The sequence below is a fragment of the Acinetobacter nosocomialis NIPH 2119 genome (genome assembly GCF_000368085.1).
Lineage (GTDB): Bacteria > Pseudomonadota > Gammaproteobacteria > Pseudomonadales > Moraxellaceae > Acinetobacter > Acinetobacter nosocomialis.
Genome location: NZ_KB849239.1, coordinates 2194213 through 2207791, shown reverse-complemented (window position 1 = coordinate 2207791; position 13579 = coordinate 2194213). Strand labels below are relative to the sequence as shown.

At 38.4% G+C, this 13579-nt stretch carries 12 protein-coding genes and 1 tRNA gene; 7 read left to right on the top strand and 6 right to left on the bottom strand.

What is annotated here, in order from left to right:
- The first annotated feature begins 9 nt into the window (after positions 1-9).
- The 5 genes from F984_RS14150 to F984_RS14130 all read left to right on the top strand — a co-directional run bounded on the left by F984_RS14150 (position 10) and on the right by F984_RS14130 (position 4895).
- Positions 10-984 (top strand): alpha/beta hydrolase, encoded by a 975-nt coding sequence (locus F984_RS14150; RefSeq protein WP_004710268.1) that lies wholly within the window; start codon positions 10-12, stop codon positions 982-984.
- Positions 985-1026: 42 nt separating this feature from the next.
- A complete protein-coding gene (gene cntA, locus F984_RS14145; RefSeq protein WP_004710265.1) occupies positions 1027-2142 on the top strand; it encodes a carnitine monooxygenase subunit alpha in 1116 nt (371 codons plus the stop codon).
- 63 nt (positions 2143-2205) lie between these two features.
- A complete protein-coding gene (locus F984_RS14140) occupies positions 2206-3657 on the top strand; it encodes an NAD-dependent succinate-semialdehyde dehydrogenase (RefSeq protein WP_004710264.1) in 1452 nt (483 codons plus the stop codon).
- A gap of 47 nt (positions 3658-3704) precedes the next feature.
- The gene (cntB, locus tag F984_RS14135; protein WP_004710262.1) at positions 3705-4661 is read left to right on the top strand and encodes a carnitine monooxygenase, reductase subunit CntB; all 957 of its coding nucleotides are present in this window, start codon (positions 3705-3707) and stop codon (positions 4659-4661) included.
- A gap of 157 nt (positions 4662-4818) precedes the next feature.
- Positions 4819-4895 (top strand) — tRNA-Met (locus F984_RS14130).
- A 43-nt stretch (positions 4896-4938) separates the two neighbouring features.
- Here the strand turns inward: F984_RS14130 and F984_RS14125 are convergent.
- The 6 genes from F984_RS14125 to F984_RS14100 all read right to left on the bottom strand — a co-directional run bounded on the left by F984_RS14125 (position 4939) and on the right by F984_RS14100 (position 11354).
- Positions 4939-5967 carry a hypothetical protein gene (locus F984_RS14125; protein WP_004710260.1) on the bottom strand — a complete coding sequence of 343 codons (1029 nt, stop codon included), beginning with the start codon at positions 5965-5967 and terminating at the stop codon, positions 4939-4941.
- Positions 5960-7585, bottom strand: coding sequence for an NAD+ synthase (locus F984_RS14120; protein WP_004710259.1), 1626 nt, complete (start codon positions 7583-7585; stop codon positions 5960-5962). Before F984_RS14120 ends, F984_RS14125 begins: the two co-directional genes overlap by 8 nt.
- A 385-nt stretch (positions 7586-7970) precedes the next feature.
- Complete coding sequence (locus F984_RS14115; RefSeq protein WP_006581592.1) at positions 7971-8531, bottom strand: hypothetical protein; 561 nt, start codon at positions 8529-8531, stop codon at positions 7971-7973.
- Between the two features lie 90 nt (positions 8532-8621).
- Complete coding sequence (locus F984_RS14110) at positions 8622-9482, bottom strand: pirin family protein (protein ID WP_004710255.1); 861 nt, start codon at positions 9480-9482, stop codon at positions 8622-8624.
- A gap of 171 nt (positions 9483-9653) precedes the next feature.
- Positions 9654-10106, bottom strand: coding sequence for a protoporphyrinogen oxidase HemJ (gene hemJ, locus F984_RS14105; RefSeq protein WP_002050435.1), 453 nt, complete (start codon positions 10104-10106; stop codon positions 9654-9656).
- Positions 10107-10124: 18 nt separating this feature from the next.
- Positions 10125-11354 (bottom strand): beta-ketoacyl-ACP synthase II, encoded by a 1230-nt coding sequence (locus F984_RS14100; protein WP_002050356.1) that lies wholly within the window; start codon positions 11352-11354, stop codon positions 10125-10127.
- Positions 11355-11650: 296 nt separating this feature from the next.
- On the opposite strand from F984_RS14100, the gene F984_RS14095 reads away from it, so the two are divergent.
- Both F984_RS14095 and rpsL read left to right on the top strand, forming a co-directional pair.
- Complete coding sequence (locus F984_RS14095) at positions 11651-12967, top strand: EcsC family protein (protein ID WP_004710252.1); 1317 nt, start codon at positions 11651-11653, stop codon at positions 12965-12967.
- 200 nt (positions 12968-13167) lie between these two features.
- Positions 13168-13542, top strand: a complete 375-nt coding sequence (rpsL, locus tag F984_RS14090) for a 30S ribosomal protein S12 (protein ID WP_002050319.1) — start codon at positions 13168-13170, stop codon at positions 13540-13542.
- Positions 13543-13579: the final 37 nt, after the last annotated feature.

The following is a 13579-nucleotide window of genomic DNA, read 5'->3' as shown; positions in this document are numbered from 1 at the left end:
GGAACGGTAATGACGACACGTGAACAGACTACTTATGTCTTAAGTGAAGAAATGCAAAGCCTAGTGTACTGGAGCAGCATTTATTCACCAGCAGATGCAAATATTGACTCAATTCGTGCAGCATATGACGCGATGTGCCGACACTACACTTTGCCACGTGATGGCAAGATTGAAGTAGAAGACCGAGTTGTTGCAAATGATGAGCATCAAGTTCCTGTTCGTGTGTATTTACCAAAAACAAATCGACCTGAAGCTGGTTGGCCAAGTGTGTTGTATTTACATGGCGGTGGTTGGATGGTCGGTGGACTCGATTCACATGAGTTTATTACCAGTTATTTATGTCAGGACTTAAATGCAGTTGTCATTGGTGTAGATTACCGCTTAGCACCAGAACATCATTTTCCTGCAGCTTTTGAAGATTGTTTAGCGGTATATCAATGGCTTAAACAGCATGGTTCAGCTTGGCAAATCGATAGCGAAAATATCGTTCTAGCAGGTGATAGCGCAGGCGGTAATTTAGCAGCCGCTCTTGCAGTAGATCTACAACATAGTGGTTTGCAAGCTCAAGGGCTGGCATTGGTTTATCCATGTTTAACGACAGCATTTGATACCCCAGCCGTGCAAAAGCACGCCCATGCACCGTTGTTAACGGCTGAAGATATGCATTTTTATTTAAAGGAATATGCACCGAATTCACAAGAGTGGCAGGATTTACGTCTAGCACCTTTATTGGCAACTGATTTTTCAGATATGCCTACAAGTTTTGTGGCAGTTGCAGAGTATGACCCTTTAAGTGATGACGGTTATCTCTTTACCCAAAAACTGGAACAAGCAGGCATCCCTAACGAATTTCATTTAGGTAAAGGTTTATTACATGGCAGTTTACGTCTGATGCGTGACTGTCCGGAAGTTCAACATTTATATCAAAACATGCTAAGTGCAATAAGCCGCATGTTGAGTAGTGCCGAAAAGACATCAATTTAATATCGAGTCATTTGGACGAAAAGAATTTAATGGAGTAAAAACATGAGTGCAGTTGAAAAATTACCTGAAGATTTTTGCGCAAACCCAGATGTTGCATGGACTTTCCCTAAAGTTTTCTATACTTCATCTCAAGTTTATGAGCATGAAAAAGAATCAATCTTTGCTAAAAGCTGGATTTGTGTTGCACATGGCAGTGAGTTGGCTCAGCCAAATGACTATATTACCCGTAAAGTAATTGGTGAAAATATTGTCATCATTCGCGGTAAAGATAGTGTTCTACGTGCGTTTTATAATGTGTGTCCACACCGAGGCCATGAGCTTTTAAGTGGCAGTGGTAAAGCAAAAAATGTCATTACTTGTCCATATCATGCATGGACTTTCAAGCTAGACGGTAGCTTGGCATTGGCACGTAATTGTGACCATGTTGAATCTTTCGATAAAGAAAACTCAAGTATGGTGCCTTTAAAAGTCGAGGAATATGCAGGTTTTGTTTTCATTAATATGGATGAAAATGCGACTTGTGTAGAAGACCAGCTTCCAGGCTTTGCTGAGCGTTTAAATCAAGCATGTAGCGTAATTAAAGATTTGAAATTGGCGGCTCGTTTTGTAACAGAAACGCCAGCAAACTGGAAAGTTATTGTCGATAACTACTTAGAATGTTATCACTGTGGGCCTGCACATCCGGGCTTTGCTGACTCAGTACAAGTCGACAAATATTGGCACACCACACATCAAAACTGGACATTACAGTACGGTTTTGCGCGTTCATCTGAGAAGTCATTTAAGCTTGATCCATCAGTAACAGATCCTGAGTTTCATGGGTTCTGGACTTGGCCTTGTACCATGTTCAACGTACCACCGGGCAGCAACTTCATGACTGTGATCTATGAGTTTCCAGTTGATGCAGAAACAACTTTGCAGCATTACGATATTTACTTTACAAATGAAGAGCTTACTCAAGATCAAAAAGATTTGATTGAGTGGTATCGCAATGTATTCCGTCCTGAAGATTTGAACTTGGTTGAAAGTGTGCAACGTGGTTTGAAATCACGTGGTTATCGTGGCCAAGGTCGTATTATGACTGACAAGCAACGCTCAGGGATTAGTGAGCATGGTATTGCCTACTTCCAACATTTAGTGGCGCAGCATCATAAATAAAACAAATGGATTTATTCAGGTGTAAAGATCACTTACACCTGATTCTTCAGTTAGGAAGATGATATGTCGAGTTTACAAAGTACTGAACTATTTCAGCAACAAGCCTATATTAATGGGCAATGGCTAGCTGCACAGTCGAATGCGACTGTTCCGGTGAGTAACCCAGCTACAGGGGAAGAAATTGGCACAATTCCGAATATGGGAGCGGCAGAGGCAACGCAAGCAGTTGAAGCTGCCTATATGGCTTTACAAAGTTGGAAAGCTTTAACTGCCCAAAATCGTGCTGATATCTTGTTGGCTTGGCATAAACTGGTTCTCGATCATACCGATGAACTTGCTTTAATCATGACCATTGAGCAAGGCAAGCCTTTAGCAGAAGCAAAAGGTGAGGTTCGCTATGCTGCATCATTTATTCAATGGTTTGCCGAAGAAGGCAAGCGTATTTATGGTGATGTGATTCCAACCGTAAATAAACAGCAGCGTTTTATTATTAGTAAAGAACCTGTGGGTGTCGTGGCTGCGATTACGCCGTGGAATTTCCCAATTGCCATGATTACCCGTAAAGCAGCGCCAGCTTTAGCAGCGGGTTGTACGGTCGTGATTAAGCCAGCCAATGAAACACCTTACTGTGCATTAGCGATTGCAAAGCTTGCAGAAAAGGCGGGTATACCAGCTGGTGTGATTAATGTTGTTACTGGTAAATCTCAAGAAATTGGCTCGGTATTTACTTCACATGAAAAAGTGAAGAAGTTAACTTTTACTGGTTCAACGCCAGTGGGCCGTTTACTAATGCAGCAGTGTTCAAGCACCATTAAAAAATTGGCGCTTGAGTTAGGCGGAAATGCTCCTCTGATTGTGTTTGATGATGCCGATTTAGATAAAGCTGTACAAGGCGCGATTTTTGCCAAGTTCCGTAATGCAGGCCAGACCTGTGTTTGTGCTAACCGCATTTATGTACATGACAATATTTATCAAGCTTTTGCCGAGAAGTTTGTACAAGAAGTACAAAAATTTAAAGTCGGTAATGGACTTGAAGATGGCGTACAAATTGGCCCATTAATTAATGAAAAAGCAGTTTTGAAAGCACAGCAGTTAATTGATGATGCGGTGAGTAAAGGTGCTAAGGTTGCCTGTGGTGGTAAGCAGCATGCTTTAGGTCAAACCTTTTATGAACCATCAGTTTTAACTAATGTCGACCGTACAATGGAAATTGTCCAAGAAGAAATTTTTGGTCCAGTTGCGCCGCTTATTCGTTTTACAGATGAAGCAGATGTGGTTGCTCAAGCAAATGACACGATTTTCGGTTTGGCAGCGTATGTGTATAGCGAAAATATTTCACGTTTATGGCGAGTGTCGGAACAGCTTGAATATGGAATGGTCGGTATGAATGCCACAGCAATTTCAAATGAAGTTGTACCATTTGGTGGTGTGAAGCAATCAGGCGTTGGACGTGAAGGTTCAAAATATGGTCTTGAAGAATTCATGACTATTAAATACATGTGTTTAGGGCTTTAAGGATAAGCCCTAACAACAAGAATATGCGGTAAAAGAAGGATTCTAATATGGCTAGTCATTATGAAATGTTCCCAGCAGTTGTTACTCGTGTGGAACAGCTAACCCCTTTAATCAAACGGTTTACGTTCAAACGTCAAGATGGGCAGAACTTTCCTCGATTTAGTGGGGGAAGCCATATTATTGTCAAAATGAATGATCAACTTTCCAATGCTTACTCATTGATGGGCTGTACGCAAGACTTATCAACTTATCAAGTCTGTGTTCGTAAGGATGTTGAAGGTAAGGGGGGATCAGTTTTCATGCATGATCAGTGCAATGAAGGCTGTGAAATCCAGATATCAGAACCAAAAAATTTATTCCCGCTAGCTGAAACAGGTACTAAACATATCTTAATTGCAGGTGGTATTGGTATTACACCGTTTTTACCGCAAATGGATGAGCTTGTGGCACGTGGTGCTGACTTTGAGCTACATTATGCTTACCGTTCACCTGAACACGCGGCTTTACTTGATGAATTAAAGCAAAAACATCCAGAGCACGTATTTAGTTATGTTGATTCAGAAGGCAGCATGCTTAACTTAGACGAATTAATTTCATCGCAACCAAAAGGCACACATGTATATGTATGTGGACCTAAACCTATGATTGATGCGGTGATTGATTGTTGTAACAAGCACCGTTACCGCGATGAATACATTCACTGGGAACAATTTGCCTCAACAGTTCCTGAAGATGGTGAGGCATTTACGGTGGTACTTGCCAAATCTAATCAGGAAATTGAAATACAAAGTAATCAGACTATTTTACAAGCCATTGAGACATTAAATATTGATGTGGAATGTCTATGCCGAGAAGGGGTTTGTGGTACATGTGAAACGGCTATTTTAGAAGGTGAAGCAGAACACTTCGATCAATACTTAAGTGATGCCGAAAAGGCTTCACAGAAGAGCATGATGATTTGTGTATCAAGAGCAAAAGGTAAAAAACTAGTATTAGATCTTTAATATATTTCTGTGGCCGATCAATTGTTTAAAGTATGAATTTGCTAAAAAATGAACAAATAATGATGATCTGAATCATATTTGTTCATTTGGTGGGCATTAAGAGTTTTGAAGTATTGACCTGCTATACAGAACTATAGATAATGCGCACACAGTTTACGGCTATGTAGCTCAGTTGGTTAGAGCACCGCACTCATAATGCGGGGGTCACAAGTTCAAGTCTCGTCATAGCCACCATTTTAAAAACCACGCTCCTGCGTGGTTTCTTTTTATCTATTTTTTACTCATTAAAATGTTTTTCAATCATATCGAGTGTTTTTGAGCTTTGATAAAAAGGAGCTAAGAGCGCTTGAAGTAACGGTTCCAAAATACCATGCTCATTAAAGGCATCCATAACCTTCGGATAAAAACGTAAAGCTTCAGTTTGTAAATCGGTTTCGGTTAAACCAATCTCACTTAACACTTCAAATAGGCTTTGGTCTTTATAAAAATCATAAAAAACTTCGACGCCATACAAAATAAGATCTTGCATAAATTGCGATTGACGTAATTCTTTCCAGTATTCATAAATTAAAACAAAGAACTCTTCCACATCGAGAGGAGTGAGCTGTTTCATAAACTCATACATTTTTTTATGTCTAATATCTTCCCAGATATGACGCACCAAGCTTTCTAAATCTTCAGCCGACAAAAGACTTAATTCTGTAAGTTGTTCATGAATAAAACTAGCAATCCAAGTTTCAAGTTTGTGCTCGAGACGTTGTTGCTGTAAAAACGAGAATTTTTTAAGTTTATGCTGCCATTCAAAATGGTAGTCATTCACTGTAGTGGCAGTTAGAAATTTAGGTAATTTTTGTTCTAAGGTTGAAGTAGCAATATATTGGCAAAGTTGTTGAACAGAAGGGCTGGTTCTTAAAAACTCATTTAGATATTGAGGGATATGCTCCATTTCCAAAAACTTGGAAAGCCACATTTCAAACTGGTGATCGGATACCAAGTCTTGTAGCTGAATTGGAGATTTCATGGCAGATAAATAAATACGCTGTGCAATTTCCCCAATAAACTCAAGTAAGCCTGCACCCAGCTGCATTTCAAAAGCATAGCGTTTCACAACGGCTTGTAATTGTTCTAAATCTACAACTTCATAAAGTTTAATTTCGTCAGCATGTTGCATAAACAGTTGAATGAACTGCTGGAAATAAATAGGTGAGTTTTCTATCGATAATTGTTTTTTGAAAAATTCCACCTGCTCAAGCAAAAGTGCTTGAGCAAGTGCTGTGGTTTTTGATGAGTTTTTCTGCTCAGTCATTCGCTGTCCAACCGTTGACAATCGGATAACGTCGTTCGCGACTAAATGCACGAGAAGTAATTCTCGGACCAATCGCACCTTGACGACGTTTGTATTCATTACGATCAACTAAACGGATGACTTTTTCAACAACTTCTTTATCAAAACCTTTGGCAATAATGTCTGCCTGACCTAAATCTTCTTCAATGTATGCATAAAGGATAGCATCCAATACATCATACGCTGGTAAAGAATCTTGGTCTTTTTGATCTGGACGAAGTTCTGCTGAAGGTGGGCGAGTAATCACACGCTCAGGAATAACCGGAGTTTCACTTAAGCTATTACGGTATTTTGCTAATTCAAACACGATTGTTTTATAAACATCTTTGAGAACAGCAAAGCCACCCACCATGTCACCATAAAGTGTGCAATAGCCAACTGAAAGTTCAGATTTATTACCTGTAGAAAGGACTAAATTACCAAACTTGTTAGATAAGCCCATAAGCAATGTACCACGAGCGCGCGCTTGTAAATTTTCTTCAGTCGCATCGGCTGGTGAATTACCAAAGAACGGATATAAAGTTTGCATGAAGCTATTTACGATTGAGTGGATTTCAGCAATACCGAAAGTCACGCCCATACGGCGAGCTTGTTCAGCTGCATCTTCTACACTAATTTGAGAAGTGTAGGTATAAGGCATCATCACAGCTTGAACTCTTTCAGCACCGATTGCATCAACTGCAATAGCGAGCGTAAGGGCAGAGTCAATACCGCCAGAAAGACCTAAAATTACTCCAGGAAAACCTGAGCGCTCTACATAGTCACGTGTTGCCATGACTAAGCCTTGATAGATCTCTGCAAAAGTTTCCAATGCAGGAGCAGACTCGGTGACCTTATATAATTTTGTATCGCGGTCAAATTCAGCTATATACAGGTCTTCTTTAAAGCTTGGCGCTTGTAAAGCAATTTCACCATTTTGGTTGCTGACAAAACTTGTGCCATCAAAAATTAAATCATCTTGCCCACCAACTTGGTTGACATAAACAATGTTTAAATGAAGCTGCTTTGCAAGCTCACTTAATGTCTGTTTACGATGCTGTGGTTTACCCACTTCATATGGAGATGAATTAAGCACAAGTACAGTATCAACATTTAATTGGCTTAATTGTTTTACTGTATTGATTGACCAGATATCTTCACAAATGAGTACACCAAACTTATGACCTAAGTACTCAAATACCAAGTGCTGATGGCCTTTTTGGAAATAACGTTTTTCATCAAAAACGCCATAGTTTGGCAAGTTATGTTTATTGAAGACACCTAAAACCTGACCGTCTTTCATGACAGCAGCTGAATTATAACGTTGACCATCTTCTGTCTGGTTTACGAAGCCGAAAACCATCACAATATCTTTAACTTCGCTAAGTTGAGCAAAAGCCTTTTGCATACGTTTATTTAAATTTGGACGTAACAATAAGTCTTCAGCTGGATAACCAATCACAGAAAGCTCAGGAAAAATAATCAGGTCAGCATCTTGTTTTTTCGCCTGATTTGCTTGCTCAATCATCTTTTGGGTGTTTGAGTCAATATTGCCAATATGCGGAGAAAACTGAGCAAGGGCAACTTTAAAACTTTTCATTCAAACCTAATCCTAGATCATAACGAATATAAATACACATAGTGTTGATTTTTATGAATATAATTTTTCAACGATGTGTATAGCACGATAATAAACAAGTAAAATAGTAAACAAAAATGTCAAGATCAATAATATATACCAATCACATATTTTCTGCGTAAAAATAACGAGATTTTCTGTATACAATAGAAACAAGCTTCATTATTTTTATTGTTTGTATACTGCCTTAACACTCCAAATTTTGGAATAAGTTTTTATACTTATTTTCAATAATTTGACATTAATAAACTCAGATCTCAACTTTATTTTCATATTTTTTTGTTTATAAATTTTCTGATTATAAGTTAGCAAAAAAGTTACGTTGAAGACGATCTTGATTATTTAGTTACAAATCAAAGTGAGGTGAACAAATAATATTTGGTAGCTTACCTGAACAGATATCTCTAGCAATTTCTCCTTGCTGCTCAATATTGTAAGAGCTAAAAGCTTTCTGAGGATGGTAAGTGTATTTATATGGGTTGTAATATTTAAAACTCAGATAGTAGGCCGTTTGTAGTAAAGCGCCTTTTAGTAGTACATGAATACCTCGTTGGTATTGCATGACATGAGCCAACTCATGAATAAAAATGCCTTGTATGAATTTAGACTCTAGCGCGTAATTACTACTGTAGTCAGAAAGATTGACATAAATATTTCCATTTGGAGCCATCAAAATTCCATGGGCTTGCCAAGGTAAGTAACGAGTAGCAATAATTTTAGGGCGGTCACAATCTAAAAAATCTCCAAAAACCTTTTGCGCTAAAGCTTTTTCTTCTGGTGTAAGAAATCGAATCGGATAGCTTTTTAAGTGACGAAAAATGAAAAGGGTGAAAATAATAAATTGTCGATATGTGACAAGTTTAAAAGCGTTGAGAGTGAACATAGTTTTGCTAGTAAATAAGTTCATCTGTTAATTTGTAGCATAACATACATCAACTATGTTGAAAGACAGACGCAAATAACTGTCATTTGTTTCGCATGCGGTAGTTAGGCTGTTTTACTTGGCAAATCTTCCATTTTTAATATCATCATAGGCTTGTAAAATCTCATCATAAGTATTCATTACAAATGGACCATGACCATTAATCGGTTCTGTAATGGGTTGTCCTGTCAAAATAAGTAACTTACAACTTTGTAAAGCCGTAATAGAGAAATGCTCTCCTTGGTTTGACATCACTGCTAAACCTTGTTCCTCTAGGACTTCTTCATCTTTTTGAAATTGTACTCGGCCTGAACGTAAATAAACTAAAGCTGTTTCACCAGATTGAGCAGGGAAAATGGCTTGCTGACCTGCGCGGAGCTCTACATCTAATAAGGTAATAGGTGTGTGAGTAAGCGCGGGTCCTATAACATGATTAAACCGCCCGGCAATAATACGTACAAATCCAGCCTCATTTTCCAGTTTTACCACTGGTATTTCAGCTTTCTTTAAACTTTGATAGTGTGGAGAATTCATTTTATCTGCTACTGGTAAATTGACCCAAAGCTGGATCATTTCAAAAGCACCGCCAGATTTAGAAAATTCTTCACTAAACAATTCCCGATGAATTACACCAGCGCCTGCTGTCATCCATTGCACATCGCCAGCACTTATAGACCCACCTCCGCCAGATGAATCTTTGTGTTCGAGTTCACCTGCATAAACAAGTGTTACCGTTTCGAACCCACGATGGGGATGATCATTGACTCCTCTACGTTTTATAGACGGTGCAATTTTTCCGGGGCCTAAATGGTCGAGTAGTAAAAAGGGGGAGAGTGTATTACCTAACTCATGGTAGGAAAAAACAGAAAGAACTGGATAAAAATCGCCGACTGCAAAACGAGTATCGTTACGATGAATAAAAGCCAGACTTTTCATGCTTTATCCTTACTGTTTATTGAATTTATAAAATAGATGAGGTGTTTTTATAAGAATGTATCAAGATTGCTGTAAAAGTCTTTTGCTCGGAAAAATAAATTATGAATAGGTTAAGCCAGTGAAATGAATAAAAGAATTCAGTTAAAAATCTTAGATAATAAAAAACCCCAGTTAAAACTGAGGTTTTACGACAACTAAAATCACAACAGCAAATAAAATTAAGGTTGGCATTTCATTGAAAAAACGCCAGAACTTATGTGATTTATAGTGAGCATTTCCAATAAGCTTTTTGCGATAGTAACCACAAACTAAATGATAAATCACTAATAAAGCCACTAATCCAACTTTTAAATAGAACCATGTGGCTTCATGGTAATGTCGAGTTGCATCGCCCCAGTCTACAAGAAAATGGGCGGTAATTAATGTGGCAATCATAGATGGCCACATAATACCTCGATACAACTTACGTTCCATCACTTCAAAGCGTTGATGACTTGCCGCATCCTCACTCATTGCATGGTAAACATAAAGACGTGGTAAGTAGAACAAAGCAGCGAACCAACAAACCACAGCAATAATATGTAATGCTTTTACCCACAAAAAAGCATCAGAAGGTGCATCCATCGTTAATCCTAGGTGGGATTATGCATCCCACTTCTTGAAAATTAGGCAAGCGTTTACACCGCCAAAGCCAAAACTGTTACTCATTACAGTATTCAATTTTGCATCACGTTTTTCAAGCACAATATCAAAACCTTCAGTGCCATCATCAAGTTCAGTCACGTTAATGTTTGGAGCAATAAAGTCATTTTGAAGCATTAATACAGAGTAAATTGCTTCATGAACACCAGCAGCACCCAAGCTATGACCAGTCATAGATTTAGTTGAGCTTAAAGGTGGAACTTTACCTTCACCAAAAGCACGTTCCATTGCTTTAAGTTCAGTAACATCACCAGCTGGTGTAGAAGTACCATGGGTATTTACATAGTCAATTTTTTCTACGCCGTGTTGTTTTGCTTCTTCAAGAGCCATCAAGATACAACGAGTCGCACCTTCACCGCTTGGAGCAACCATGTCTGCACCGTCACTGTTCGCAGCATAAGCAACAACTTCAGCAAGAATTTTTGCACCACGTGCTTGAGCATGTTCAAGAGATTCAAGAACAACGAAACCGCCACCACCAGCAATAACGAAACCGTCACGGTCTTTTGAATATGGACGAGATGCTGTTTCAGGTGTGTCGTTGTATTTAGAACATAAAGCACCCATAGCATCAAACAATAAGCTTTGAGACCAGTGATCTTCTTCACCACCACCAGCAAGCATAAGGTCTTGTTTACCAAGTTGAATAAGGTTATATGCATAACCAATTGCATCTGCAGAAGTTGCACAAGCACTTGCGATTGAGTGAGCAATACCTTGAAGTTTAAATGCAACACCCACGTTTGCAGTAATTGTGTTTGTCATGTTACGTGGCACGAAGAAAGGACCAACTTTACGAGCACCTTTAGTTTCTAAAAGCTCAGTCATTTCTACAACAGAAGCAGTTGAACCACCACCTGAACCGCCAGCAATACCATAACGTGGATTATCTGCTAAATCTTCTGCTTTTAAGCCAGCATGTTCAACAGCGGCAACAGCAGAGTTATAAGCGTACATTGCACATACGCCCATGAATCGTTTTAATTTACGATCAATATTGTCAAAATCTTGTTCTGCAGCAGCGCTGACATGACTCTTAAAATTGAGCTCAGCATAAGTTGGGTTAAAACGTGTCCCGGAGATTCCATTTTGAAGTGAATGAGTAACTGCTTCTAAAGAGTTACCGATACATGAGTTAATACCCATACCAGTGATTACAACACGTTTCATCTACAGGTCCCTTTATGGTGATATTTAAAGTCTATGAACATGAGCAGCTATTAAATGATAGGAGAATATAGCTGTAAGAACATTAGACATATGTTTTCGTTGTTACCATGATAGCAGAAAGGTTTTTTATTTCTTATGGCAAATCTTTATGTCAATTTTGCATTTAAAAAAAATAACCAAATACACAGTATGTTGCATTTAGGGTTAACTAAAATACACACATTCAAGTTGAGATAAATCCACATTCCACCTAGTATTTATCTCTAATTAGATAAATTAAAAAATCGAGGTACTGGATGACAAAATTTAATAATAATCAATCTGACAATTTGTTTTCTCAGGTCTTCGGAGTGGCTAAAAAGCTCAGTTCTACTGGTTTAAACATCTTGCAGCAAAGCCAAATAGGTGAGGTTAGTAAGTTGGCTGAGCCACTTGCAAGTGGTAAAACAGTAGAAGGTAATGCTAGAAGTAAAAGTCCGTTTGAAGTGGAACAGTATGAAAGTCCACAACAAATGTTACGTGAACATTTACCTAAAGTTACGCGTCAGGTGTTTGGTCGTCATTTTAGAAAGGTCAATGGTATTGCGACATTTATTTCACCTGACTGGAATGAAAAAATATCTAGCTATTTATTTGATTGGCTGAATGACTTTAGTTCAAAAAGTACGCTGACTGAAAAAATCTTAGAAGAGGCAGGAGCAAAAGACCTATTTGAGCTGACTAAAGATACTTCACGTTCACAACGTTTAAGTCAGGCTTTAATTGAACAAAATAAACTAATTGCAAGTATTCAAGGTGCAATTACGGGTGTATCGGGTATGGTCGGTGCAGCCGTAGATATTCCAGTTTCTTTAGTATTGGTTTTAAGAACAATTTATCAAACAGGACGATCACACGGTTTTGATTTGACTGAAGCCACTGATCAAGATGTCGTTGAATTTATTTTTAAAGAAGTTGATATTAGCCTGATTGCAGAGAAGCAGACAGTGCTTTTAGCACTTAAAGCTTTACGTAATATGTTAGAGACACAAGACATTCAACAGTTTCAGCAAGTACTTGGGTCTTCAAATGATATTGAGACCTTAAAAAGCTGGTTAGTCGATGAAAATGGTGAGTTCAAATGGAGCTGGTTAAATAAAGTTCCTCAACTTGCTGCGGTTGGCAAGTTTACTCCAGTTGCTGGTGCAGTACTTAGTGCTGTTTATAGCTGGAAGTTACAAGAAGATGTAGGCCATAAAGCACAAGCTATTTTTGGTGCAGCACGACATTATTTAAATGAACACCCAAGTGAGCATTTATCACCATTACAAGCTTACTATGCTGCAGTAACTCTTATTCAAAAGGCAAGTCCACGTCTTTTAAATGTTGGAGAAAATGGCAGTGTACATGCAGCACAACATCATAAAATTGAAAATCATGATGTAATTTCAAAAGTATCTGTTGTAGTCAAATCCAATACTTCTGAAAAAAGTGAACAAAAAGTGCAAGAAAATGTTCATAACGGTATTGAGCAGCTTGCAGAAAAACATGTGGTTGAGCATGAACACAGTGAACAAAAACCAGCACTAGAAATTGAAAATGATGAGGTTGTAGAGGATCAAAAGTACTCTTAACAATACAATTACAAAGACAGGGTTTGAAAATTAAGTTTCAGCCTTATTTAAATTTGTAAATCATCCTGTCAAACATTGATATGGTCAACATTTGGTAAGTATTGCCATGTTGACCATTTTTGCATCTTGGCTTACAATTATGTGCCCTTAAAAAGAGGTATTTTCTTTTTAAGGTTTTTTAATAACGGGAGAATTGCCATATGGCAACAACGAATCAGTTGATCCGTAAGGGTCGTACGACTTTGGTTGAAAAATCCAAAGTTCCTGCGTTGAAGGCTTGTCCACAACGTCGTGGTGTTTGTACACGTGTTTATACAACTACACCTAAAAAACCTAACTCAGCTATGCGTAAGGTTTGCCGTGTTCGCTTGACTTCAGGTTTTGAAGTATCTAGCTACATCGGTGGTGAAGGTCATAACTTACAAGAGCACAGTGTTGTTCTTATCCGTGGTGGTCGTGTTAAAGACTTACCAGGTGTACGTTACCATACCGTTCGTGGTTCTTTAGACTGTGCCGGCGTTAAAGATCGTAATCAATCACGTTCTAAATACGGTACTAAGCGTCCTAAGAAGTAATTCTAGGAAACTAGTCCAAAAGCCCTTTAGCGTTTCG